This window comes from Saccharopolyspora terrae (assembly GCF_004348435.1).
Taxonomy (GTDB): domain Bacteria; phylum Actinomycetota; class Actinomycetes; order Mycobacteriales; family Pseudonocardiaceae; genus Saccharopolyspora; species Saccharopolyspora endophytica.
The window spans coordinates 102,783-124,744 of the sequence record NZ_SMKS01000009.1 but is presented as its reverse complement, the minus strand read 5'-3'; the positions used below and the strand labels follow the sequence as shown (position 1 = coordinate 124,744).

Sequence of the window (21,962 nt, the reverse complement as noted above, 5' to 3'; positions counted from 1 at the left end):
CGTCGTCGCCTCCGGTTCAGGGGGTGAGGATCGCGCGACCGCGGATGCGGCCGGCGTCGAGGTCGTCGAGGGCGTCCTGGAAGCGCTCCAGCGGGTACTTGCTGGTGTGCAGCCGGACCTTGCCCTGGGCGGCCAGGACCATGAGCTCGCACAGGTCGTTGTACGAACCGACCAGGTTCCCGATGAAGTTGATCTCCGCGGAGATGATGTCGATCGTCGGCACGTCGATGTTCTCGCCGTAGCCGACCACGTGGTAATCACCGGCGCGGCGCAGCATCCGCACCCCGTCGGAGGTCGCACCGCCCTCGCCGACGAAGTCGATGACCGCCTCCGCGCCGTGCCCTCCGGTGAGCTCCTGGACCTGCTCGACGTGCGTGCCGTCGGCCACCACGCCGTGATCGGCGCCGATGTCGGTCGCCAGCTTCACCGCGTCCGGGTTGCGGTCGAGCACCACCAGCTCGGCCGCCGAGATCGCCTTGAGCACCTGGATGCCGATGTGGCCGAGCCCGCCGGCACCGATCACCACGCACTTGTCGCCCGGGCGCAGCCTGCGCGCCGCCTTCGCCGCCGCGTGGTAGGCGGTCAGCCCGGCATCGGCCAGCGCCGCCACGTCCGACGGCTCCAGCGAGTCGTCGATGCGCACCACGCTGCGCGCCGAGGTCTTGAGGTAGTCGGCGTAGCCGCCAGCGGTGTCGATCCCCGGGAACAGCGACTGCTCGCAGTGCACGTCGTCGCCGTACCGGCAGGCCCGGCACAACCCGCAGGTCGCCAGCGGGTGCACGATCACCTTGTCGCCTTCGGAGACGTTGGTGACCGCGCTGCCGACCGCGTGCACCCAGCCCGCGTTCTCGTGCCCGATCGTGTAAGGCAGTGCGACACCGGACTTCTCGGCCCACTGGCCCTCGAGGATGTGGATGTCGGTGCGGCACACGCCCGCACCACCGATCTTGACCACCACGTCGTGCGGTCCGGTCGCTTCCGGCACCGGGACCTCGGTCAACCGCATCGGCTCGTGGTAGCCGACCACCTGCACAGCTCTCATCGTCCTAGTCCTTCCGAAGTCATGGCCCGCGGCGCCTGGTCGGCCGCGGAGCCGGGGTAGCGAGTGCGCAACAGCCCGCGGCAGAAGTGCGAGTTGCCCTCCACCGAGATGCGCGTCGCGCGGGCGAAGCGCAGCCGGAACGGCACCTGCTCCGGCGTGCACGGCCGGCCCTCGTCGTCGACCAGCACCAGCGCCGAGGGGGAGTTGTCGAAACCCACGGCTTCGCGCCGGTTCAGCAGCGAGCGGGTCGCCGGCTCGTCCGGCAGGTCGGCGACGGTGATCGCGTGCAGGTCGACCTCGTCGAGCTCCGGCCGGTCCTTGAGCAGCCTGGTCAGCACCCGCTCCATCGCCGCCGCGTGCGCCTTGCGGCGGAACGTCGCGCGCAACTCCTCCAGGTCCTGCTCGGCCTCGCCCGGGAACGTGTCGCGGTAGCCGGCGTCGGCCGCCAGCCCCGTGTTGATCAGCTCCGAGTCGTGGTGGTCGTCGAGCTCCACCAGCACACCGGTGACGCCCGGGAGCGCGCGCAGCACGTCCTTGGCGTCCGAGGCCATCAGGTAGGCGAAGTTCGGGGCGCAGAACGACGTCGGCAACCGCAGGTGCGCCTCGACCTCACCGGAGTCGTCGACCCGCAGCGACCGCACGAACCCCAGGTCGGTGATCGGTTCGTCCAGTTCCGGGTCGATGACCTGGTGCAGCGCCTCCCACGCCGAGCTCTCCAGTCCGGCGGCCATCTCAGACGCCCGCCTTCTCGGCCACGTCCAGCCCCGCGGGGACCTCGATGCCGTACATGCGGGCGGCGTTGAGGCCCAGGATCTTGCGCTTCTGATCCGCGGTCAGCGGGGCGTACTCGGTCATGTCCGCCGGGATCTGGAAGTCCACGAACCGCTCGATCAGCCACCTCGGCGTCCAGATCGCGTAGTCGCTGGAGAACTGGATGCGGTCCTCGTCCAGCCAGTACAGCAACTCGCCGATGATCTGCGCGAAGTAGCGCGGCCGGGAGTGGATGAACGGCATCGCCACCGCCAGGCCCGCGTGCACGTTGGGCTCCTGCGTGGCGATCCAGCAGAAGTCCTCCAGGCGCGGGAGCCCGCAGTGCTCCACCACGAAGTTCAGGTCGGTGAAGTCGGTGGCGACCTTGTCCACGTCGGCGACGTCGAAGGCGTCGCGGTCCAGCGGCCGGATCGTCGGGCCCTTGTGGATGTGGATGTTGCGGATGCCCAGCTCCTGGCAGGCCTCCAGGTATTTGTAGGTCCACGGGTCGTCGAGCTTGTAACCGCGCGAATCCCCCTGCCACTCGGCGGTGTAGAGCTTCACGCCCTTGAGGTCGAAGCGCTCGGCGTCGCGCCGGAGCTGGTCCAGCCCCGCCTGCTCGAAGCGCGGATCCCAGCAGTGGTTGTAGGTCAGCTTGTCCGGGTGCTTCTGCGCCAGCGCGAAAGCCTCCTCCGTCTGCCCGAAACCGTTGCCGTAGAAGGCGCTCAGCAGCGCGGGCTGGAAGATCGCGTGATCGACGTAGCCGTCGGTGAACAGGTCCCGCATGAGCCGCTCGCCGCCCTGGTAGAGGAAGTCCTCGTAGGGCCAGACCTCGGATTCCGGGCTGAGGTTGCGGTGGTAGTCGTAGAAGCAGTCGATGAACTGCTTGCCGTGGATGTTGCGCTGGTTGTCGGCACGGGCGTCCCAGAGCGCGACGTGTGCGTCAACGATGAAGTAGTTCTCGCCGTCCTTGCTGTACATCTGCATCCTCCGCTACGTGGCAGCCGTGGCACGTCGGGACGGAACGGTAAGAGCGGCGGGAGCCACCAGGGGGCCTCTGCGTGTCTCACTTTGAGACAGCGTGATCGGTGATGGAGGCCGCATCCTGCGCTTACCCTGTTCCCACCGGCGCAACGACGCGTCCCTTGGAGGTTCGAGATGCACCTGCACCGGAGTGCGCCCGACCCCGCCGCCTGCCCGGCCACCGTCACCCCTCGGCTGCGGGCGTCCTGGCGGCGCAGCGAGCGCTACGGGATCAGCGCGGAGGAGATGCGTCCGGTGTTCACCGGCTCGGTCGACACCGGATCGCTGCTCTACGAGTGCGGCACCGCTGTGCTGCGCGGACTGCAGGCCACGCTCGCCAACGAACCGGTCAGCATGATGATCACCGACCCGGAGGGGCTGGTGCTCAGCCGCATCTGCGAGGACGGCACGATCAACCGCTCGCTGGACCGCGTGCACCTGGCACCGGGCTTCTACTTCGCCGAGGAGAACGCGGGCACCAACGGGCTCGGCCTGGCCCTGGCCGACCGCGCCCCGTCCCTGGTGCGGGCCGAGGAGCACTTCTGCGCGGGACTGCGCGGCTACACCTGCGCGGCGGCCCCCGTGCTGGACCCGGTCAGCGGCGGTGTCGCGGGCAGCGTCAACCTCACGACCTGGTCGGATTCGGCCTCCGAACTGCTGCTGGCGCTCGCCCAGTCGGCGGCGGGCAACACCACGGCGCTGATGCTGGCCCGGGGTGCCGGGCGCAGCGCGCACCCGATGCCGCGCGGCGAGGTCTTCCGCGTCTACGCCGACCGGATGCGCGCGCCGGAGGCCTCGGTGCTCACGCCCGGGTGGCGCAACGTCTTCGCCGAAGCCCGCTCGGCCTTCCGCAACGGCCGCGCGGTCGCCGTGGTCGGCGAAGCCGGAACCGGCAAGACCGCGCTGGCCTCGCTGGCGCGCCGGGAACTGCGGCGCGAGCGGGTGCTCAGCGTGCGGCCGCCCGCGCCCGACGACGTCGAGGCGTGGCTGGAGCTGTGGACGCCGGAGCTCGGCAAGGACAGCACCTGCGTGATCATCTCCGGCGTCGACCGGCTGCCCGCCTGGGTGATCAGCGAGCTCGCCGAGCGGTTGGGGGAGGTGCGCGCCGTCGGCGGCATGCAGCCCTACGTGCTCACCGCCGAATCGGCCGAGGCCATGCCCGAGGAGCTGCGGCGGCTGGTCGACACCGTCGTCGAGGTGCCCGCGCTGCGGTTCCGGCCGGACGACATCCAGCCGCTGGCCAGGCACTTCGCCCGTCAGCAGCGGCGGCGCGAGGTGGACTTCACGGCGTCGGCGGCCCGGACCCTCAACGCCTACGACTGGCCGGAGAACGTCCGCCAACTGCGCCAGGTGGTCCGCGAAGCCGCCGGTCGTGCCGACCTGATCGACCTCAACCACCTGCCGCCGGAGGTCTTCACCGGCCCGGGAAGGCCGCTGACCAGGCTCGAAGCGGTGGAGCGCGACGAGATCATCCGCTGCCTCACCGAGCCTGGCACCACCGTCGGCGAGGCGGCCCGGGAGCTCGGCGTCAGCCGGGCCACGATCTACCGGAAGATGGCCCAGTACCGCATCACCGTCCCGGGCCGGGCACCCCGAGCCTGACCCGAGTACCCCGGGAGTCCGGCGGTCGAAGTCCGATTCGTCCGGTCAGTTCACCAGAACCGCCCGACTCCCAGCGATGAGCCACTGGACAGCGGCCGTTCCGCCGAGCAGGCTCTGCAGCGGAACCATCACGCCGTGGAAGGGGTTCGAGCAGCGATGCCGCGCGCAGTCCGGATCGATTCTCCGCAGGAGCTGCGCGTCGTCGCAGCCGAACCCGAGCCGCCCGGCCACGACGAAGCGCTCGTCGAGGTGGCCTGGTCCGGGATCTGCGGATCCGACCTGGAGGTCTACCACGGCACCCGGCCTCCGGAGTTCGTCCGCTATCCCGTCGTCCCGGGCCACGAGTGGTCGGGGACCGTCGTGCGGGTGGGCGCCGGCGTGGACCCGGCGCTGGTCGGTCGCAAGGTGGTGGGCGAGGGGTTCCGCAACTGCGGCCGGTGCACGGCCTGCCGCGAAGGGGACACGAGCCTGTGCTCGGCCGCCTACGACGAAACCGGCTTCACCCAGCCCGGCGGGTGGGCCGATCACCTGCGCATCCCCGCCCGGCTGCTGCACCCGCTGCCCGGCGAAGCCGACCTGCGCGCCGCCGCTCTGCTGGAACCGGCCGCGTGCATGGCCTCGGCGGTGCTCAAGGCAGGCGTGCGGGTGGGGGAGAGCGTCGCGGTCATCGGCGGTGGAACCCTCGGCATGCTCGCCACCCAGCTCTTCGCCGCGGCCGGTGCCGGGAGCCTCGTGGTGGTCGATCCGCGAACCGACCGCGCCGACACCGCCAAGGCCTGCGGCGCAACCGATTTCCGCACCCCCGACGAAATCGGCGGCGGATACGACGTGGTGCTCGAAGCCGCGGGCGCGTCCGGAACCGGGAGGCTCGCGGTGCGCTCCACCCGGCGCGGAGGGCGGACCGTGCTCACCGGCATCGCTCCGGAGGAGCACGAACCGCTCACCCCGGCGGAGCTGGTCGGCGCCGCGGTCACCGCGCACACCGTGTTCGGGGCGTCCTCGCGCGCGTGGGCGCACGCCGTGCGCGCCTTCGCCGCCGGCCGGCTCGACCCGGCCCCGTTGATCACGCACGAGTTCGCGTTGGAGGATGCCGGGCGGGCGCTGGACGCCCTCGCCGACCCGGCGGTGCCCACCGGGAAGGTCCTGCTGCACCCATGACTCGTCGCGGAGGTTCACCGATGCTGGAGCAGATCACCCCTCCGCTGGCCGGGCACGGCGAAGGACCGGTGTGGTTCGGCCGCTGGCCGGGCCTGCGATGGGTGGACATGCTGGTAGGTGACGTACTGACCCTCGACGCCGCCGGTGAGGTCCACCGCCGCCACGTCGGCTCGGTCGCGGCGGTGCTGCGACCGAGGGAATCCGGCGGCGCGGTGCTGGCGCTCGAACGCGGGTTCGCCTTCGCCGACGACGCGTTGCAGGAGATCCAGGTGCTGCCGGAGTTGTGGAGCAGCACCGACGTCCGGATGAACGAGGGCGGCTGCGGCCCGGACGGCGCGTTCTACTGCGGCTCCATGGCCTACGACGAAACACCCGGCGCCGGAACCCTCTACCGCCTCGACCCGCAGGGCCGCGTCGAACCCGTCGTGCCCGAGGTCAGCATCTCCAACGGTCTCATGTGGACGGAGGACGGATCGCGGGCCTACTACGCCGACACGCCCACCCAGCGGGTCGACGTGTTCGACTTCGAGGGCGGAGAGCTGGTCAACAGGCGGCCGTTCGCCCACATCGACCCGGCCGACGGGTCCCCGGACGGACTCACCGTCGACGCCGAAGGTGGGGTCTGGGTCGCCCTGTGGGGCGGCGGTGCGGTCCGCCACTACACGCCCGACGGAGCGCTGGCCGAGGTCGTCGAGGTCCCCGCTCCGAACGTCACCGCGTGCACCTTCGGCGGCGAGGACCTCGACCGCCTCTACATCACCACCTCGCAGGTCGACACCGACCTCGAACTCCACCCCGGAGCCGGTGCGGTGTTCGCCACCGACCCCGGGGTGCGAGGGCTCCCGGTGCGCCCCTACGCGGGGTGATGTCCTCGGGTCAGGCGTTGGGGTCGAAGGCGATGCCCTCGGGCTTGGCGCTCTCCAGGTTGCCGTTGAAGGCGCCGTCGGAGATGGCCAGGCTCGCGCTGCCGTAGTCGGCCGAGGTGAGCTTGTCCCGAAGGCCGGTGTCCGGCCAGTTGTCCCAGCTCACCAGAGCCGGGTACTGCCAGGTGCCGTAGTGGTTCTCCGGCTGCTCGTCCGCGCCGGCCAGCCGGAAGCAGTGCGTGCTCACGCCGTCCTTGTGGTAGACGACCTTGGCGTGGGTGCCGTCCCACTGGACCTCGTTGGCCGGGAAGGTCGAGTAGTCGCCGTGCGCGGAGGTCGAGACGTACTTGGCCTCGTCGTTCTCCACCCACACGATGACGTGTTCGAGGTCGTGGCGGTGCCCGCCGAGCCCGCTTCCGTCCACGGCCTGGTCCTTCTCGAAGTACAGGTCGTAGACGTAGGCGCACCAGCCGTTGTTGCACTTGGAGCGCGAGTAGGAGTTGGTGTTGTCCAGGTCGGACTGGTCGTGGCAGCTGCCGTTGATCGCACCGGTGGTGTCCAGGCCGGGAGCGATGGTGCCGTCCGACCCGATCGCCGGGGTCGGGTAGCAACCGTCGCCGTCGTAGTCGAAGGCCGGCTGCCACTTCGCGTCAGCTTCCGCGGCGCTGGTGGGCAGCGCGGCGGGCGGGTCGGCGGCGGCGATCGCCGGCGGCAGCGCGAGGAGCAGGACCGCGGCTCCCGCGACGCTGGCCGCGAACTTCCCGGCCCGGCGGGCGCGGGGCGTTCCGTCCACAGTGTTCATCAGGCGATCGTTCCTCTCGTTCCGAATCCGAAAGTCGTTCGATCATAAATCGATTCCGGTCCGGAACAGGAGAAAAAGATCTGAACAGAATAGGACACGTCGGCGTCTCGCTCGCGGTTTTCTTCACCGGAGGAGGTCGGCGAATTGCCGAAATTGTCCGCGAATTCCGGGAAGAGTGCGGGAAAAGCCGCTGAGCGAATTCGGGTGACCCCTACAGGAGTGTCGTGCCTCGCACAGCGTGATTGCTGATGAGGTTCCTGTCCTGCGGGCTGATCGGGTGGGTGTCGTGAGCGTTCGTCCAGATGTAGGCGTCGTGCTCGGTGAGTCGCACGTGCTCCCCGGTCACGGTCACCGACCACGTGTGCTGCCGGACGTTGCGGCCGTGCCGGTTGACGAAGTCGTGAGCGGCGAGATGGCGGGTGAATCCGGTGACGGCGAGTCCGGTTTCCTCGCGGACCTCGCGCCGCAGCGCGTCCAGGAGGTCGCAGTCGTGCGGTTCGACCTTGCCACCGGGCATCTCCCACATCCCACCGCGGGATTCGTGGCGCGGACGCCGCAACATCAGCGCTTTGCCCGCGCGGATGATGAGTGCGCGAACCACGTGCTGGCGGATGCCGTCCGCGGCGTCGCGGGCGATGAGTTCGGCGAGTTGTGCACTGTTCATGAGTCGCGGCCCCCTCGATCCGTGCGGCTCACCACCAGTTTGCCGCCACACCCCCGAAAACGCTCCCCGGCATCGGAAAATCGCCACGAGCGATCGCGAGACGCACTCGGGTTCTGCGACCAGCACGGCTAGCGGGAACCTCGCCGGGTTTTCCGCTCCCGCACCTCGTCGAGGTGATTGCGCAGGTACTCGGCCGCCCGCTCGCGATCACCGGACTCCAGCAGGTCGAGATGGTCCCGTGCCTGCTCCACCAGTGGCTGTCTGGTGCAGCAGGCACGACGTGATGCTGCGTGGCGGGTCCAGCAGACGCCGTCGACTGCGGCGCCGGATCGCTTCGCCGAGGCTCAAGTGCTGCTCGGCGACGGGGCGGTCATCGCGACAAGGGTCGAACAGTGCACCGCGATGACCTGGTCAGCGTGGGCGTGGACGCCCAGGCTGCCCTACGTGGTCCGCCGGATGCTGGTCACAGATCCAGCGTGAGGCGATCGGTGCGGCTGCGGGACACGCACGGGTAGAGGCGGCCCTCGGCGGCTCCGATCTCGTCGCGGTGCTCGGGTTCTCCGTCGAGGTAGCGCAGCTCGCAGCTGCCGCAGACCCCCTCGCGGCATCCGGAGGGGACCGGGAAGCCGGCGAAGCGCAGCGCGTCGAGCAGCGACTCGTCGGCCTCCACCGGCACGGTCAAGCCCGAGCGGGCGCAGACCGCTTCGAACGCGGTGTCCGGCGCGAAAGTCCTCGTGCGCGGCCGGAACCGCTCCACGTGCAGCCGATCGACGGGGAACGCGGCCTCCGCCGCGGCGAGCATCGGTTCCGGGCCGCAGCAGTACACCATCGTCGTCGGGCCCAAGCCCGCTGCCAGCTCCGCCATGTCCGGTCGGCCGAACCGGACCCGCTCGCCGTGCTCGCGCCGCAGCTCGTCGGCGAACGGCGTCGAACGACCGCAGTGGACCAGCGTCGCCGCGGAGCCCGAGGCCACGGCCGCGCGCATCATCGGCAGGATCGGTTTGATCCCGATGCCGCCGGCGATGAACAGGTACTCGGATGCCGGGATCAGCGGGAAGGTGTTGCGCGGCAGGGAGATGTCGAGTTCCCGCCCCGGCCGGAGGTAGAACCCGATGCGCTCAACTCGATCCTCGAACGCGGCTACCAGCGGCTCTACGGTCGTTGACGAGGCTGAGTGAGGCGTGGCGCGGGTCGTGTTGGGTGACGGTGGGGCTGCGTAGGGTTCCAGGTGGTCGTCTTCGGGAGGGAAACGCATGGCAGTCGGGCAGGAGTTCACGCGCGCGCAGGACGGCACCACGCTGGCCTTCCAGGTCGCGGGTGCGGGACGCCCGCTGGTGCTGCTGGCGGGGCAGGCCAACAACCACCGCTGGTGGGACGGCGTGCGCGAGGACTTCGAGGACGCCCACCGCACGATCACCACGGACTACCGCGGGACCGGTGCCAGCGGCAAACCCGATCAGCCTTGTCCACAGAGGATTTCGCCGAGGACGTCATCGCCGTGCTGGACGCGCTCGGCATCGACTCCGCTGACGTGTACGGCACCTCCATGGGTGGTCGCACCGCCCAGTGGCTGGCCATCAACCACCCCGATCGCGTGCGGCGGCTGATCCTCGGCTGCACCTCGCCGGGCGGCCCGCACGCGGTCGAGCGCGACGCCGCGGTCCGCCGCGCACTCGCGCAGCCCGACCGGGAAGCGGCCGAACGAGCGCTGCTGGAGTTGATGTACAGCCCGGAGTGGCTGGCTTCGCACGACGGACCGCGCACCGTTCTCGGCGACCCGGACATGCCGGTGCACGCCCGCCGCCACCACCTCGCCGCCAGCAACGGCCACAACGCCTGGGACCGGCTGGACGAGATCGGCTCGGCCACCCTCGTCCTGCACGGCGCCGACGACCGGATGACCCCGGCGAGCAACGCCGAGCTGTTGGCCCAGCGCATCCCGAACGCCGAAGCGCACGTCCTGCCCGGTCTCCGCCACGCCTACTTCCACGAGAACCGGCCCGTGGCGAGCAAGCTCGTCGGCGACTTCCTCGCGCACTGATCTTCCGCCCGGTGAGGATGGTGCGGGCCTGCGCGAACCCCGCCCGCTAGAATGGTGGACAAAATTGTTATCAATCTCGGGGTAGGGGTAGTGACCACAGCGAAGCGGGACGACGTCGGCCAGGAGGCTCCGGTCGTGGACGCCATCCGCGAGGCCATCACCAGCGGAGACTTCGCCCCGAACCAGCGGCTGGTGGAGGCCGAGCTCTCCGAGCAGTTCGGCGTCAGCCGCGCCGCCGTCCGCAACGCGCTCGTCCAGCTGACCACCGAGGGCCTCGTGGAGCGCATCCAGAACCGGGGCGCTCGGGTGCGCGCGGTGTCGTTGCAGGAAGCCATCGAGATCACCGAGGTCCGGATGGTCGTCGAAGGCCTGTGCGCGGCGCGCGCGGCCGGGCGCGCGACCGAGCAGGAGCACGGTGAGCTGCGCGAGATCGGTGAGCTGATGCGGCAGGCCGTCGCCGCCGGCGACGTGCTCGGCTACTCCGAGATCAACAAGCGCCTGCACGCCCTGATCCTGCGCATCAGCGGCCAGGAGACGGCGTGCGCGGTGCTCGGCCGGCTGCGCGGCCAGAACGTCCGGCACCAGTTCCGCCTGGCGATGCACCCGGGACGGCCCTCGGTGTCGCTGCCGCAGCACCTGGCGATCATCGAAGCCATCTGCGCCGGCGACGCCGACGCCGCCGAGTCGGCCATGCGCACCCATCTGGGCAGCGTCATCGACGCCCTGCCCGAGGTGGACAAGACCCAGGCGCGCTTCAACGCCCTGTGAGCGCTAGCGGGCGGTGACCCGCTGGGCGAACTCCAGGGCGCGGGTGAAGATCCGCTCGCCGTCGACCGGCCCGTGCCACAGGTGCCCGGCTTCGGGCACCAGCTCGCATTCGACCGAGCGGTCCACCGCGCGCAGGGCGTCGCCCAGCAATCGGCTCTGCTGTGCGGGAACGGCGTCGTCCGCGGTGCCGTGGGCGAGGTGGAACGGGGGAGCGGCGCCGTGCACGTGCGACACCGGACTGGCCTCTCTCGCCAGATCGGGCACCTGCGAGGCAGCGGCTCCGAGGAGCTGAGCCTCCCGCGAGTTCGGGTCGTCCCGGGAGGGCATCGCGATCAGATCGCTCGGCCCGTACCAGTCGACCACTCCCGCCACCGCCCCCGGCGCGTTCCGGGTGGCGGTGAGGCCGAGCAGCGCGGCGAGGTGCCCGCCCGCGGACTCGCCCCACACCACGATCCGTTCCGCGTCGACCGTTCAGTAGACGTGTAGAAGCGTTTACTGAGTCAGTGCGTTGCCGCGCTGACGTTGGCCCCGGCCCACGTGGGCAGGGGTCTTTCCGTGGCGGTACCCGTGGCCAACGAGGTTGGGCTTACGTGGGTTTCCATCGGACTCGTTTAGCCTCACGACGCAACTCGCCGAAGAGGACTCGCGCTCAACAAGAGCCACGAGATTTAACGCGGCATTGAGGTCTCGATCGAGGACCATGCCGCAGCGTTCGCACTGGTAGACGCGTTCCGACAGGTGCAGCTTGGTTTTCACCGCACCACATGAAGAACACGTTTTCGAACTTGGGTACCACCGGTTGACGACCTGCGTGTGCACACCGGACCATGCGGCCTTGTACTCGACCTGATGCCGGAACTCGCCCATCCCGACACCGGCGAGGTGCCGGGCCAATCGACGGTTGGACATCATGCCTTTGACGTTGAGGTCTTCCAGGACGATCGCACCGTGTTCGCAGACGAGTCGGCTGGTGAGCTTGTGCATCCCGTCACGTCGAGCATCGGCGATCTTCGCGTGAAGCTTGGTGATGCGCGCGCTGGTCTTGTACCAGCGCTTCGACGGCTGCTGCCGAGTACGCTTGTCCGGGCCGAGGCGACGGGCTGCTTGGCGCTGCAACCGGCGAAGTTCCCGCTGCGCGAGTTCGAGGTGCTTCGGGTTTGCGATGACCTCGCCGGTGGACAACACAGCAAGGGACTTGATTCCGAGGTCAACCCCGACCGCGCTATCCGGGTTCGCTGGCGGTGGGTCGTCGCGGTCGACCTCGACAGAGAACGACACGAACCAGCGCCCCGACCGGAATGACACCGTAGCCGAGCGGATCCGGGCAGAACAGGCGTCGACTCGGCGGGCGAGTTTGCGGGTGGACTCGTGCGTGCGCACGGTGCCGATTCGAGGCAGCTTCACATGACGTCGGTCGTGGTCGACGAGACCGAAGCTGCCGGTGGTGAACCGGCACGACAACGTACGGTGTTTGGACTTGAAGCGCGGGAACGCGACCTTTGATCCTCTACGCTTGCCGGTTTTCGAGTCGTTCCAGTTCTTGAGTCCGGCCGCGAGGTTCGCCAGCCCGGACGAGTAGGCCTCTTTCGAGTTCTCCGGCCACCACGGCGCGATGTCGTTCTTGGCCTGGTTCCAGTCCTTACGCAGGGAGTACGCCGACCACGACAACGACGAAATGAGGTCTTCCTCAGCGATTCCATAGGAGGCTTCGGCCTTGCGCTGGTCCATATTCGCCTTGACCTTCCTGAGTCCCCAGTTATAGGCGAAGCGCTGCGCGCCGCAGTGCGACCGCAGAGCCTCTTCCTGGGCTGGGTTCGGGTCGAGAGCGAACCGATACGCCTGAATGAGTGTGGTCACGGGCGCGGCTCCGCCGCAGAGGCCGCCGACGGAGTGCGCCACCGGTGATCCGGCAGGAACCGGACGTCGTAGCGCTCGCCCACGGCGCCGAACATGTGCGGTTCGGGAACCACCGGCGCGGTCGGCAATCCCGGTTCGTCCGTGGGCGCGCCCAGGTTCTCGAAGAACCGCTCGAAGGTCCCGCCCGGTCCGGCCGCCACGCCGACGATGCGGCTGTGGTGGCGTTCGATCCGGTACGCGTGCGGGCAGTTCTTCGGCACGAACCCGAAATCACCCGCTGTCAGCAGCTTCTCGTGCTGCTCGCCGCCGGTCTCCTCGACGAAGAGCCGGACGGCGCCGTCGGTGATGAAGAAGACCTCGTAGGTGTCCGGGTGCGAGTGCGCGGGGATGATATCGCCCTTCGGTCCTTCGCAGGTGAAGAAGTTGAAGGTGTTCTCGGTCTGCTCGCCGCCGGCGTAGATCGTGAACAGGTCCCCGAACAGGTGCGCGCGGTCGCCCTGCCCCTTCTCGATGAAGTAGGGCTTGCCCGGCTCAGGCGGGATCTGCGAGCGCGTCCGGTGCTGCGTCGCGAACTCGATCGTCATGATCCCCTCCAGGTTCCAGGTCGCCGACAACGTCAAGGTACCTGACGATCGGCGAGGTGTGAAAGACCGGGCCGGAGATCGTGCGATCGTGTACCTCGACCGCTTCCGGAAGCTGAGGATCATGGACGACATCTCGCCGAACGTGCCGCAACTGCTGGCATCGGCCAAGCGCTGGTTCGACGACGCGCTGCACAGCAGCATGCGGCACTCCGGCGAGCAGCCGGTCACGGTCGCGCAGGCCGCGGTGTTCGCCAGCCTCGACGCGGCGGGAACGTCGGTCGCCGAACTGGCCCGCCGGATCGGCACCACCCGCCAGTCGGTCCACCAGGCGGTGCACGGGCTGATCGGGATGGGTCTGCTCGAACAGGTCCCCGACCCCACGTCGGCCCGCAACCGGCTGGTCCGCGTCACCGAGGAGGGCGCCCGCGTCCACCACAAGGCGCTGCGCACCATCGAGGCCATCGAACGCGAGCTCGCCACCCGCATCGGGCACGACGCCGTCACCGCCCTGCGCGCCGCGCTCGACCAGCCCTGGGACAGCCCGCCCCTCATCCGATGACCGGAAAGGAGGGGAATTCGACGTTGTAGTCATCCGCGCTGTTGACCAGCATGGATGACATGCGAACACGCACTGTGCTGGCCGTCGTCTTCGAAGGGGTGCTGAGCCTCGATCTCACCGGACCCGTCGAGGTCTTCGCGGGCGCCAACGCGTGGTGCGCCGAGCAGGGGATGGACAACGCCTACGAGATCAGGACCGCGAGCATCGGCGGAACCCCGGTGCGCACGTCGTCGGGACTGGTGATCACACCGGACTCCGCCCTCGACGACGGTCCCGCACCCGACCTGCTGCTGGTGCCCGGCGGGGAAGGCACCCGGGAACAACCCGACGTCGTCGACTGGCTGCGCGGCAACGCCCGGCGAGCCGAACGGCTGGTCTCGGTGTGCAGCGGTGCGTTCCTGCTCGCCGAAGCCGGACTTCTCGACGGGCGCAAGGCCACCACGCACTGGTGGCTGTGCGACACCCTGGCCGGCAGGTTCCCCGAGATCGACGTCGAGCCCGAACCGATCTTCGTGCGCGACGGCGAGGTCTCCACCTCGGCCGGGGTGACCGCCGGAATCGACCTCGCGCTCGCGCTGGTCGAGGACGACCTCGGCCGCGAAGCGGCGCTGACCGTCGCCCGGTACCTCGTGGTGTTCCTGCGCAGGCCCGGCGACCAGTCGCAGTTCAGCGCGCAGCTGGCGGGCCAGACCGCGCAGCGCAGGTCGTTGCGCGAGGTCCAGCGCTGGATCGACGAGCACCCCGAGGCCGACCTTTCGGTTCCCGCGCTCGCGGAGAGGGCGAACCTCTCGCCGCGCCAGTTCGCCCGCGCCTTCACCGCCGAGGTCGGGACCTCGCCCGGGCGCTACGTCGACCGCGTGCGCTTGGAAGCCGCCCGGCGCCGGCTGGAGGACACCGACGCCGGCATCGAAGAGACGGCCAGGAACTGCGGTTTCGGCACACCCGAGGCGATGCGACGGGCGTTCATCCGCGTCCTCGGAGTCGGACCCGCTGAATACCGCCGCCGGTTCAAGCCGGCGAGCTGATCACCAGGAGGAGACAGATGCAGATCGCGATCCCGCTCTACGACGAGTTCACCGCCCTGGACGCCATCGGGCCCCACGACGTGCTGGCGAGCCTGCCCGGCGCCGAGGTCGTGCTCGTCGGTGAGCGCACCGACGTGGTGAGCAACGACCACGGCACCGTGCGGGTCGTCCCGGCGGCCACCTTGGACGAGGTGCCGAAGCCGGACGTCGTCGTGGTCCCCGGCGGCAACCACCACAACCAGCCGCCCGACGGGCCGGTGGTGCAGTGGCTGCGACGCGTCGACGCCACCACGACCTGGACGACGTCGGTGTGCACCGGATCGCTGCTGCTGGGACCGCCGGGCTGCTCGACGGTCGCCGAGCCACCTCGCACTGGCTCGCGCTTGACCAGCTGAGCGCGTTCGGCGCCGCGCCCACCGGTGAACGGGTGGTGTTCGACGGCAAGTACGTGACCGCGGCGGGCGTGTCCGCGGGCATCGACATGGCGTTGCGGCTGGTCGCGCGCATCGCGGGCGATGAGGTGGCGCAGGGCGTGCAGCTGGGCATCGAGTACGACCCGCAGCCGCCGTTCGACGCCGGCTCGCCCGAGAAGGCCCCGGCGGCCGTCGTGGACTTCGTCGACGCGCAACTGCGCCCCATGGTCGAGGGCCGGATCCCCGCCTGACGCGAACGGGGGACTCGACGGAGGTTCCGAGACCGGCGCGGTGTGGGCACGATGAGAACCACACCGCGCCGGGGCGGTCCTGCCGCTCTCCCGGCGCAGTTCCCGAGGAGGCTGGCATGGCCGAGTTCCCACCCATCACGCACGTGGCGGTCACCGTGTCCGATCTCGAACGCAGCACCCGCTGGTACCGGGCCCTGTTCGGCTCAGCGCCCGTCCTGGACGAGGACGAGACCAGCGGCGGTTTCCACCACACCGTGTTCGCGCTGCCCAACGGACAGCTGTTCGGGCTGCACACCCACCCCGGCGGCGCCAAGGGCGGGGCGTTCGACGAGCACCGCACCGGACTGGACCACGTGGCCTTCGCCTGCCGCGACCGGGCCGAGCTGGAGAGCTGGTGCCACCGCCTCGACGACCTCGACATCCAGCACGGCGGCATCGTCGACGCCCACTACGGCTCCGGAGTGCAGTTCCGGGACCCCGACCACATCGCGCTCGAGTTCTTCGCCCCACCGGCCTGAATCAACGCGAGCTCTCCGCTCCCGCGGCGACCGGTCGCCCGATGCTCCGGTGCGTCGCCGGAGGGGGCGGTTCTGGTCCGAACCGTCCATGATCGATGACCGAAAACGCCCGGTCGGTTCGGACCAGAACCGCCCGCTGCCCGGACGGAGTCAGGCCGGGAGCGCGGAGTAGGCGGTGGGGTCGCCCACCCGGGTTTCGCTGCGGCGGCCGTCGGGGGAGACCGGGACGTCGCCGACGATGGTCACCCGGTGCATCTTGCGTGCCTGGTCGTCGTAATCGGCGAGGGCGTAGTGCTGCGTCGTGCGGTTGTCCCAGATCGCCACGTCGCCGGGCTGCCACTGCCAGCGGGCGGTGTTCTCCAGACTGGTGACCCGGTCCTGCAACAAGCGGAACAACGCCTGCGACTCAGCACTGCGCAACCCGACGAACCGCTTCACGAAATGCCCCAGCAGCAGGGCGCGTTCACCGGTCTCCGGATGCACCCGGACTACCGGGTGCTCGGTCTCGTAGAGGTCGGAGACGAACTCCGCTCGGTGCGTCCGCTCCTTGACGTCCACCCCGCCGGTGCGGGTCTCGTCCACCCGCGCGGCGTAGTCGTAGTCGTTGGTGTGCACCGCCCACAGCTCGTCGACCAGCGCCTTCAGCGGCTCCGGCAGGCCCTCGTAGGCGGCGGCGGTGTTCGCCCACGTGGTGTTGCCGCCGTAGGACGGCAGCTGCACGGCGCGCAGCACGCTGATCGCAGGCACCCGGTCTACGAAGGTGACGTCGGTGTGCCAGCTGTTGGCCTTGCCGTACTCGGAGTCGATCGGCAGGATGTTGCCGATCGCGCGGCTCGTGGTCGTCGGGTGCGCGAGCGTCAGATCGCCCAGCAGCGAGGCGAACTCCTGCTGACCGGTCTCGTCGAGGTGGTGCTGGTCGCGGAAGAACACGACCTTGTTGGCCAGCAGTGCCGAACGGATCTCGGCAACGGTCGAGGCGTCGAGGTCGCCGCCCAGTCGCACGCCGTCGATGCGGGCGCCGATGTTGGCCCCCAGCTTGACGACGGCGAGGGCGTTGTTCTGCTTGGCGATAGCGGTCATGACGGGTTCTCCTCCATCGGTGTGCACCGGGCGCGGGACCTTCCCGCGCCCGGGAAGGATCAACTGCGCCAGCGCGACAGGCGCCGCTCGACGGCGGTGAGCGCGTGGTTGAACGCGATGCCCAGCAGCGAGATCGTGACGATCCCGGCGTACATCTGCGGGACCTCGAAGTTGTACTGGGCCGCGTTGATCAGGTAGCCGAGACCGGCCTTGGCGCCGATCATCTCGGCGGCGACCAGCACCAGGATCGAGGCGGCCGCGGCCAGCCGGATCCCGGTGAACACCGGGGGCACCGAGGCGGGCAGGACGACCTTGCTGAACACCGCCGCCGAGCCGAACCCCAGCGACCGCGCGGACTTGATCAGCAGCGGGTCCACGGTGCGCACGGCGCTGATGGTGTTGAGCAGGACCGGCCACACGCAGGCGAACACGATCAGCGAGATCTTGGAGGTCTCGCCCAGGCCGAGCAGGAGTACGAACACCGGCAGCAGCGCCAGCGCTGCGGTGTTGCGGAAGACCTCCAGCAGCGGGGTGAGCAGCTTGTCGGCCGTGCGGTACCAGCCGATGACCAGCCCCAGGGGCACCGCGATCAGCAGCGCGATGGTGAAGCCGGTCAGCGCGCGAGCCAGGCTCGCCGCCAGGTTCTCCCACAGCTGCCCGTCGGCGGCGAGTGCGAACCAGGTCGCGGCGACCCGGCTGGCCGGGGGCAGGAAGATGCTGTCCACCAGCCCGATGCGCGGCACCAGCTCCCACACCGCGAGGAACACCAGGATCGCCACCGACGACCGAGCGGCGCGACGGGCCCGCACGCCCGCGGAACCGGTGGCCGGCCTGGGTGGGGTGAGCGTGTCAGCCAACGCCGATCACCTCCGGCGCGGCGTGCAGCAGCGACCAGATCCGGTGCCGGTGCTCGGCGAACTCCGGTCTGCGCAGGGTGTCCTCGCGGCTGGTGCGCTCGGCGATGTCGATCTCGACGGTCTCCCGGACGCGGCCGGGCCGCGAGGTGAGCACCGTGACCGTGCGGCCCAGGTAGACGGCCTCGTCGATGTCGTGGGTGATGAACACGACCGTCTTGCCGGTGCGCTGCCAGATGTCGAGCAGCTGTTCCTGCAGGCGTTCCCGGGTCTGGGCGTCGAGGGCGCCGAACGGCTCGTCCATCAGCAGCACGTCGGGATCGAAGGCGAGGCTGCGGGCGATGGCGACGCGCTGGCGCATCCCGCCGGAGAGCTGGTGCGGGTAGTGACCGGCGAAATCGGCGAGCCCCACCAGGTCGAGGTGTTCGCGCGCCCGCTCCCGGCGCTGCGCCTTGGACGCGGAGTTGGCCTCCAAGCCGAGTTCGACGTTCGCCTGAGCGGTTCGCCAGGGCAGCAGCGCGTACTGCTGGAAGACCACGCCCCGGTTGAGCCCGGGGCCGTTGATGGGCTCACCGCCGATGCGGATCTGCCCGCTGGTGGGGGAGTCGAGACCGGCGAGCAGGTCCAGCAGCGTGGACTTCCCGGAGCCGCTGGGGCCGACGACGACGGCCAGCTCGCCCGGCTCGATGCGCAGGTCGACGCCGTCGAGCGCGGTGACCTCGGAGTCGCGCCCCCGGAAGGACCGGGTGACGCCGTCCAGAACGATGTCTGTCATGGGTGCCTCTTCGTGTCAGGCGAACGGGTTGAACTCGTTGGTGTGGATGCGGGAGACGTCGACCGCGCCGGGCCGGATGACCCCGGACTCGACCAGCCGCTCCAGCCAGAGGGAGAACTCGCGGGCGGCGATGACCCCGCCGGGGCCCGCGACCCCGCTGGAGCGCCAGTACGCGGCGGTCTTGGTGTCCTCGTTGCGGCCGCGTCGCCGGATGATGTCGGTGAAGCGGGCGACGACCTCCGGGTGCGGGCGGGTCTGCGTCCACCGCACCGCCTGCGCGATGCCGGCGACCAGTGCGCGGGTGGTGCCGGGGTTGGCGGCGATGAACTCGTCGCGCAGCACGTAGCAACCCGCGCTGAAGGCCCCCAGCAGCTCGAAATCGGTGAACAGCGGGCGGATCCCGCCGCGCGCCTTGGCCTTCTCGGAGATCGCTCCGGTCATCGTCGACACGTCGAGCTGACCGGAGCGCAGCGCCTGCTCGGAGCTCACCGGCGGGACCACCACCGGTTGCACGTCGCGGATCTCGGAGTCGGAGAAACCGTTGCGGCGCAGGTAGATCCCCAGCACGTCCTGGTGGTGGGCGCCGACGGTGTTCATGCCGACCGCCGCGCCGCGCAGGTCGGCCGGTCGGCGCAGCGGGCTTCCGTCGAGCACGAAGTACCCGGCGTTGCTCAGCGCGTCGGAACCGTAGTAGGAGACCACCGCGGTGATCGGCGCTCCGGCGGCGACCAGCCGCAGGATGGAGCCGTTGAACGCGCCGCCGATGTCGACGTCGCCGGTCACGGCGGCCTGAATGTCTTGGGGACCGCTGGTGGTGTTGCCGATCCACTCCAGGCGCACGTCGCCGAGCAGGCCGAGGTCGGCGGCGAGCTCCGGGAACGTCACCTGGCCCGACCACCCCTGGTAGCGGACGACGGTCGTCTCCCCGCGCGGGGTGGCGGAGGAGGCGGCGCATCCGCTGAGGACCGCGGCGGTGGGCACTGTGGACAGACCGAGGCGCAGGAAGTCGCGGCGTCCCAGGGGACGCCGTGGCGAGGAAGGCACAGTTCGTAGACCCGTCTTCTCGATGAATCGCCGAGGGGATTCAGGCGCGACGCGGCAACGTCGCGAAAAGGGGTGAGGTGAGGGGGGGAAGCCGCTCGGATCAGTTCAGCGGCGGTGAGGAGTCAGCGACAGCGGGCGCTGGCGACGCGGAGGCAATCCACGTAGCGGCGCTCGACCAGAGCGATGTTCGCTGTCATGCCCTCGATGGAACCAGTGCTCGAACGAGGGTGTCAATCATGGTTCCGGGGCGTCCCGAGGGGCGGGACTCGGCCGCTTGTTGCCGAACCGGCAAAGAACATTGCTGAATCATGCAGGTGTTGGGCATGGTGGTCGCTGGAGGTGGTCAGTGATGGAAAATGAGGTTCTGACCAGGTACGACGTGGTCGTCGTCGGGGGCGGCGCGGCCGGGTTGAACGCCGCGCTGATGCTGGGGAGGGCGCGTCGCAGCGTTCTGGTGATCGACGCCGAGCAGCCCCGCAACGCCCCCGCCGCCCACATGCACGGGTTCCTCTCGCGCGACGGTGAGGCGCCCGCGGACCTGCTCGCGGCCGGTCGCCGCGAAGTGGCGGGCTACGGGGGAGAGATCCTCACCGGGCAGGTGGTGTCGGCGCGCCGCGAGGGCTCGGACTTCGTCGTGGAGACGGTCGACGGCCGACGGGTGAGCGCGCGACGGGTGCTGCTGGCAACCGGTCTGCGCGATGAACTGCCCGACGTGCCGGGGTTGGCGGAGAGGTGGGGCCGCGACGTGCTGCACTGCCCCTACTGCCACGGCTGGGAGTTCCGCGACGAACCGATCGGCGTGCTGGCGACGAGTCCGATGAGCGTGCACCAGGCACTGCTGTTTAGGCAGTGGAGCGAGCGGATCACGTTGCTGCTCAACGGATCCGACGCGCCGTCCGGTGAGGAGGCCGACAAGCTCGCCGCTCGCGGCATCGAGGTCGTCGCGGAGCCGGTCGAGCGGCTGGAGGTCGTGGGCGACGAGCTGACCGGAGTTCGCCTGGCGGGCGGGCGAGCCGTTCCGCTGCGGGCGTTGGCGGTGGCTCCGCGCATGGTCGCCCGGTCGGAACCGGCCGCCGGTCTCGGGCTGGAACCCGAGGCGCACCCCAGCGGCGGTGCGCACATCCCCTCGGACGAGAACGGCCGGACGTCCGTGCCGGGCGTGTGGGTCGCGGGCAACACGACCGACCTGCGCGCCACCGTGATCGTGGCGGCGGCCGCCGGGGCGACCGTCGGAGGAATGATCAACATGGACCTGATCGAGGAGGAGACCGCCCGCGCCGTCGCGTCCGCGCGGGATCCCTTCACCGCGGCGGCGGAGAACCGCACCTGCGAGGTCGCGATGGGCGACAGCCGGCACGGAGTGGTGCACGACCAGGAGGAGCACATGAGCGCAGCGGAGTGGGACGAGCGGTACGGCAGCCAGGAGCGGCTCTTCAGCGGAGCAGCCAACGACGCCCTCGTCGCCGAGGTCACCGGCATGCCGCCGGGGCGGGCCCTCGACGTCGGCTGCGGCGAGGGCGGCGACGCGATCTGGCTGGCCGAGCAGGGCTGGAAGGTGACCGCCACCGACATCTCGCGGGTGGCGGTCGAGCGCGGTGCCGCGGTCGCCGCGGAGCGCGCTGCCGAGGTCGCCGCGAACATCGCGTGGGTGCGCGCGGACCTCGCCGCCGAGCACCCGCCGGCCCGCTCGTTCGACCTGGTCTCCGCGCAGTACTTCGCGCTGAAGAAGGAGCGCGGCGACGAGCCGGTGCGCGCCCTGCTGGCCGCCGTGGCGGAGGGCGGCACGCTGCTGTACGTCGGGCACGACCCCGCCGGGTTCCCGCCGGACGCCGAGTTCGACCCGGCCGAGTACGTCCTGCCCGCCGACGTCGCCAAGTTCCTCGACGAGGACTGGCAGGTGGAGGTCGACGAAACCCGCCCGCGCACGGGGCCCGGCAAGGAGGACCACCCCCACGACGTGGTGCTCAGGGCCCGTCGCGTGCGCTGAGGGTCAGGAGGCGCTGCGCAGGCTCACCCCACCGCGCCAGACCTCGGCGACCTCGTGCACCGGGAGGTCCAGGGCATCGCACAGGCCCACCACGGTGCCGAACGCCGGGGTCGGAAGCCGGCCGGACTCGATCTTGCGCAGCGTCTCGGGGGAGATCCCCGCCGCGCGGGCGATCTCGACCGCGTCGCGTCCTGCGCGCGCGTCCCGCAGCATCTTGCCGACGCGCGCGCCGGACTCCACCTGATCAGGCGTGAGAGGAAGCCGTACCACGACTCGAAGGCTACGGTGGTATTTAAATACCT

The 21,962-nt window shown here is 70.3% G+C and carries 23 protein-coding genes and 2 pseudogenes; 10 read left to right on the top strand and 15 right to left on the bottom strand.

The genetic code is table 11. The features are described 5' to 3' along the window. Nucleotides 1-16 precede the first annotated feature (16 nt). The 3 genes from E1181_RS08850 to E1181_RS08840 are packed head-to-tail and all read right to left on the bottom strand — an operon-like array spanning nucleotide 17 to nucleotide 2,773. The gene (locus tag E1181_RS08850; protein ID WP_132673474.1) at nucleotides 17-1,042 is read right to left on the bottom strand and encodes an NAD(P)-dependent alcohol dehydrogenase; all 1,026 of its coding nucleotides are present in this window, start codon (nucleotides 1,040-1,042) and stop codon (nucleotides 17-19) included. Further along, nucleotides 1,039-1,773, bottom strand: a complete 735-nt coding sequence (locus E1181_RS08845; RefSeq protein ID WP_132673473.1) for a metal-sulfur cluster assembly factor — start codon at nucleotides 1,771-1,773, stop codon at nucleotides 1,039-1,041. Before E1181_RS08845 ends, E1181_RS08850 begins: the two co-directional genes overlap by 4 nt. Before the next feature lies 1 nt (nucleotide 1,774). After that, nucleotides 1,775-2,773 carry an amidohydrolase family protein gene (locus E1181_RS08840; RefSeq protein WP_132673472.1) on the bottom strand — a complete coding sequence of 333 codons (999 nt, stop codon included), beginning with the start codon at nucleotides 2,771-2,773 and terminating at the stop codon, nucleotides 1,775-1,777. 177 nt (nucleotides 2,774-2,950) lie between these two features. Here E1181_RS08840 and E1181_RS08835 point away from each other — a divergent pair, with 177 nt between their 5' ends. From E1181_RS08835 to E1181_RS08825, 3 genes are all read left to right on the top strand, one after another. Beyond that, entirely contained in the window at nucleotides 2,951-4,417 is a 1,467-nt protein-coding gene (locus E1181_RS08835) for an AAA-type ATPase lid domain-containing protein (protein WP_132673471.1), read from the top strand. Between the two features lie 156 nt (nucleotides 4,418-4,573). Beyond that, nucleotides 4,574-5,575 carry a zinc-dependent alcohol dehydrogenase gene (locus E1181_RS08830; RefSeq protein ID WP_132673470.1) on the top strand — a complete coding sequence of 334 codons (1,002 nt, stop codon included), beginning with the start codon at nucleotides 4,574-4,576 and terminating at the stop codon, nucleotides 5,573-5,575. Between the two features lie 20 nt (nucleotides 5,576-5,595). Continuing rightward, a complete protein-coding gene (locus E1181_RS08825; RefSeq protein ID WP_132673469.1) occupies nucleotides 5,596-6,441 on the top strand; it encodes an SMP-30/gluconolactonase/LRE family protein in 846 nt (281 codons plus the stop codon). 10 nt (nucleotides 6,442-6,451) lie between these two features. Here the strand turns inward: E1181_RS08825 and E1181_RS08820 are convergent, their stop codons facing one another. The 4 genes from E1181_RS08820 to E1181_RS08810 all read right to left on the bottom strand — a co-directional run bounded on the left by E1181_RS08820 (nucleotide 6,452) and on the right by E1181_RS08810 (nucleotide 9,324). Next, nucleotides 6,452-7,240 carry an NPP1 family protein gene (locus tag E1181_RS08820; RefSeq protein WP_132673468.1) on the bottom strand — a complete coding sequence of 263 codons (789 nt, stop codon included), beginning with the start codon at nucleotides 7,238-7,240 and terminating at the stop codon, nucleotides 6,452-6,454. Nucleotides 7,241-7,451: 211 nt separating this feature from the next. Next, nucleotides 7,452-7,904: an NUDIX domain-containing protein gene (locus tag E1181_RS08815; RefSeq protein WP_132673467.1), complete on the bottom strand. Its 453-nt coding sequence runs from the start codon at nucleotides 7,902-7,904 to the stop codon at nucleotides 7,452-7,454. A 128-nt stretch (nucleotides 7,905-8,032) separates the two neighbouring features. Continuing rightward, complete coding sequence (locus E1181_RS32535; protein ID WP_268952444.1) at nucleotides 8,033-8,155, bottom strand: hypothetical protein; 123 nt, start codon at nucleotides 8,153-8,155, stop codon at nucleotides 8,033-8,035. A 212-nt stretch (nucleotides 8,156-8,367) separates the two neighbouring features. Next, the gene (locus tag E1181_RS08810) at nucleotides 8,368-9,324 is read right to left on the bottom strand and encodes a flavin reductase family protein (protein ID WP_235876635.1); all 957 of its coding nucleotides are present in this window, start codon (nucleotides 9,322-9,324) and stop codon (nucleotides 8,368-8,370) included. Nucleotides 9,325-9,366: 42 nt separating this feature from the next. Between E1181_RS08810 and E1181_RS08805 the strand changes: the two genes are divergently transcribed. Both E1181_RS08805 and E1181_RS08800 read left to right on the top strand, forming a co-directional pair. Continuing rightward, entirely contained in the window at nucleotides 9,367-9,945 is a 579-nt protein-coding gene (locus E1181_RS08805; protein ID WP_328590863.1) for an alpha/beta fold hydrolase, read from the top strand. A 90-nt stretch (nucleotides 9,946-10,035) separates the two neighbouring features. Next, the gene (locus E1181_RS08800) at nucleotides 10,036-10,713 is read left to right on the top strand and encodes a GntR family transcriptional regulator (RefSeq protein ID WP_235876633.1); all 678 of its coding nucleotides are present in this window, start codon (nucleotides 10,036-10,038) and stop codon (nucleotides 10,711-10,713) included. 3 nt (nucleotides 10,714-10,716) lie between these two features. Here E1181_RS08800 and E1181_RS08795 read toward each other — a convergent pair. The 3 genes and pseudogenes from E1181_RS08795 to E1181_RS08785 form a co-directional block, all read right to left on the bottom strand. Continuing rightward, nucleotides 10,717-11,169, bottom strand: a pseudogene (locus E1181_RS08795) (prolyl oligopeptidase family serine peptidase); the annotation flags it as partial. 36 nt (nucleotides 11,170-11,205) lie between these two features. Then, nucleotides 11,206-12,570 carry an IS607 family element RNA-guided endonuclease TnpB gene (tnpB, locus tag E1181_RS08790; protein ID WP_235876632.1) on the bottom strand — a complete coding sequence of 455 codons (1,365 nt, stop codon included), beginning with the start codon at nucleotides 12,568-12,570 and terminating at the stop codon, nucleotides 11,206-11,208. Next, on the bottom strand, nucleotides 12,567-13,154 hold the full coding sequence (locus E1181_RS08785) for a quercetin 2,3-dioxygenase (RefSeq protein WP_132673463.1): 588 nt from the start codon (nucleotides 13,152-13,154) through the stop codon (nucleotides 12,567-12,569). The genes tnpB and E1181_RS08785 overlap by 4 nt, the downstream gene beginning before the upstream one ends. 121 nt (nucleotides 13,155-13,275) lie before the next feature. Between E1181_RS08785 and E1181_RS08780 the strand changes: the two genes are divergently transcribed. The 4 genes and pseudogenes from E1181_RS08780 to E1181_RS08765 all read left to right on the top strand — a co-directional run bounded on the left by E1181_RS08780 (nucleotide 13,276) and on the right by E1181_RS08765 (nucleotide 15,920). Beyond that, nucleotides 13,276-13,713, top strand: coding sequence for a MarR family winged helix-turn-helix transcriptional regulator (locus tag E1181_RS08780; RefSeq protein ID WP_132673462.1), 438 nt, complete (start codon nucleotides 13,276-13,278; stop codon nucleotides 13,711-13,713). Nucleotides 13,714-13,772: 59 nt separating this feature from the next. Further along, complete coding sequence (locus E1181_RS08775; RefSeq protein ID WP_132673461.1) at nucleotides 13,773-14,738, top strand: GlxA family transcriptional regulator; 966 nt, start codon at nucleotides 13,773-13,775, stop codon at nucleotides 14,736-14,738. A gap of 17 nt (nucleotides 14,739-14,755) precedes the next feature. Continuing rightward, a pseudogene (locus E1181_RS32850) lies at nucleotides 14,756-15,402 on the top strand (DJ-1/PfpI family protein). 116 nt (nucleotides 15,403-15,518) lie between these two features. Then, a complete protein-coding gene (locus E1181_RS08765; RefSeq protein ID WP_132673460.1) occupies nucleotides 15,519-15,920 on the top strand; it encodes a VOC family protein in 402 nt (133 codons plus the stop codon). A gap of 150 nt (nucleotides 15,921-16,070) precedes the next feature. Here the strand turns inward: E1181_RS08765 and E1181_RS08760 are convergent, their stop codons facing one another. Genes E1181_RS08760 through E1181_RS08745 form a run of 4 tightly spaced genes read right to left on the bottom strand, consistent with a single transcriptional unit; the run spans nucleotide 16,071 to nucleotide 19,673 of the window. Further along, entirely contained in the window at nucleotides 16,071-17,000 is a 930-nt protein-coding gene (locus E1181_RS08760) for a TauD/TfdA dioxygenase family protein (protein ID WP_132673459.1), read from the bottom strand. 59 nt (nucleotides 17,001-17,059) lie between these two features. Then, nucleotides 17,060-17,857, bottom strand: a complete 798-nt coding sequence (locus E1181_RS08755) for an ABC transporter permease (RefSeq protein WP_132673458.1) — start codon at nucleotides 17,855-17,857, stop codon at nucleotides 17,060-17,062. Beyond that, nucleotides 17,850-18,629 carry an ABC transporter ATP-binding protein gene (locus E1181_RS08750; RefSeq protein WP_132673457.1) on the bottom strand — a complete coding sequence of 260 codons (780 nt, stop codon included), beginning with the start codon at nucleotides 18,627-18,629 and terminating at the stop codon, nucleotides 17,850-17,852. The genes E1181_RS08755 and E1181_RS08750 overlap by 8 nt, the downstream gene beginning before the upstream one ends. A 15-nt stretch (nucleotides 18,630-18,644) precedes the next feature. Further along, complete coding sequence (locus tag E1181_RS08745) at nucleotides 18,645-19,673, bottom strand: ABC transporter substrate-binding protein (protein WP_207922058.1); 1,029 nt, start codon at nucleotides 19,671-19,673, stop codon at nucleotides 18,645-18,647. Between the two features lie 349 nt (nucleotides 19,674-20,022). Here E1181_RS08745 and E1181_RS32725 point away from each other — a divergent pair, with 349 nt between their 5' ends. Then, entirely contained in the window at nucleotides 20,023-21,660 is a 1,638-nt protein-coding gene (locus E1181_RS32725) for a bifunctional NAD(P)/FAD-dependent oxidoreductase/class I SAM-dependent methyltransferase (protein ID WP_132673456.1), read from the top strand. A gap of 3 nt (nucleotides 21,661-21,663) precedes the next feature. Here E1181_RS32725 and E1181_RS08735 read toward each other — a convergent pair whose 3' ends face one another. After that, nucleotides 21,664-21,930: a helix-turn-helix domain-containing protein gene (locus E1181_RS08735; protein WP_132673455.1), complete on the bottom strand. Its 267-nt coding sequence runs from the start codon at nucleotides 21,928-21,930 to the stop codon at nucleotides 21,664-21,666. Between the last annotated feature and the right edge of the window lie 32 nt (nucleotides 21,931-21,962).

What these genes read in the sequence shown, in the direction of transcription:
- E1181_RS08850 (WP_132673474.1), bottom strand. Translation starts at nt 1,042, where the DNA reads ATGAGAGCTGTGCAGGTGGTCGGCTACCACGAGCCGATGCGGTTGACC.
- E1181_RS08845 (WP_132673473.1), bottom strand. Translation starts at nt 1,773, where the DNA reads ATGGCCGCCGGACTGGAGAGCTCGGCGTGGGAGGCGCTGCACCAGGTC.
- E1181_RS08840 (WP_132673472.1), bottom strand. Translation starts at nt 2,773, where the DNA reads ATGTACAGCAAGGACGGCGAGAACTACTTCATCGTTGACGCACACGTC.
- E1181_RS08835 (WP_132673471.1), top strand. Translation starts at nt 2,951, where the DNA reads ATGCACCTGCACCGGAGTGCGCCCGACCCCGCCGCCTGCCCGGCCACC.
- E1181_RS08830 (WP_132673470.1), top strand. Translation starts at nt 4,574, where the DNA reads ATGCCGCGCGCAGTCCGGATCGATTCTCCGCAGGAGCTGCGCGTCGTC.
- E1181_RS08825 (WP_132673469.1), top strand. Translation starts at nt 5,596, where the DNA reads ATGCTGGAGCAGATCACCCCTCCGCTGGCCGGGCACGGCGAAGGACCG.
- E1181_RS08820 (WP_132673468.1), bottom strand. Translation starts at nt 7,240, where the DNA reads ATGAACACTGTGGACGGAACGCCCCGCGCCCGCCGGGCCGGGAAGTTC.
- E1181_RS08815 (WP_132673467.1), bottom strand. Translation starts at nt 7,904, where the DNA reads ATGAACAGTGCACAACTCGCCGAACTCATCGCCCGCGACGCCGCGGAC.
- E1181_RS08785 (WP_132673463.1), bottom strand. Translation starts at nt 13,154, where the DNA reads ATGACGATCGAGTTCGCGACGCAGCACCGGACGCGCTCGCAGATCCCG.
- E1181_RS08780 (WP_132673462.1), top strand. Translation starts at nt 13,276, where the DNA reads ATGGACGACATCTCGCCGAACGTGCCGCAACTGCTGGCATCGGCCAAG.
- E1181_RS08775 (WP_132673461.1), top strand. Translation starts at nt 13,773, where the DNA reads ATGCGAACACGCACTGTGCTGGCCGTCGTCTTCGAAGGGGTGCTGAGC.
- E1181_RS08765 (WP_132673460.1), top strand. Translation starts at nt 15,519, where the DNA reads ATGGCCGAGTTCCCACCCATCACGCACGTGGCGGTCACCGTGTCCGAT.
- E1181_RS08760 (WP_132673459.1), bottom strand. Translation starts at nt 17,000, where the DNA reads ATGACCGCTATCGCCAAGCAGAACAACGCCCTCGCCGTCGTCAAGCTG.
- E1181_RS08750 (WP_132673457.1), bottom strand. Translation starts at nt 18,629, where the DNA reads ATGACAGACATCGTTCTGGACGGCGTCACCCGGTCCTTCCGGGGGCGC.
- E1181_RS32725 (WP_132673456.1), top strand. Translation starts at nt 20,023, where the DNA reads ATGGAAAATGAGGTTCTGACCAGGTACGACGTGGTCGTCGTCGGGGGC.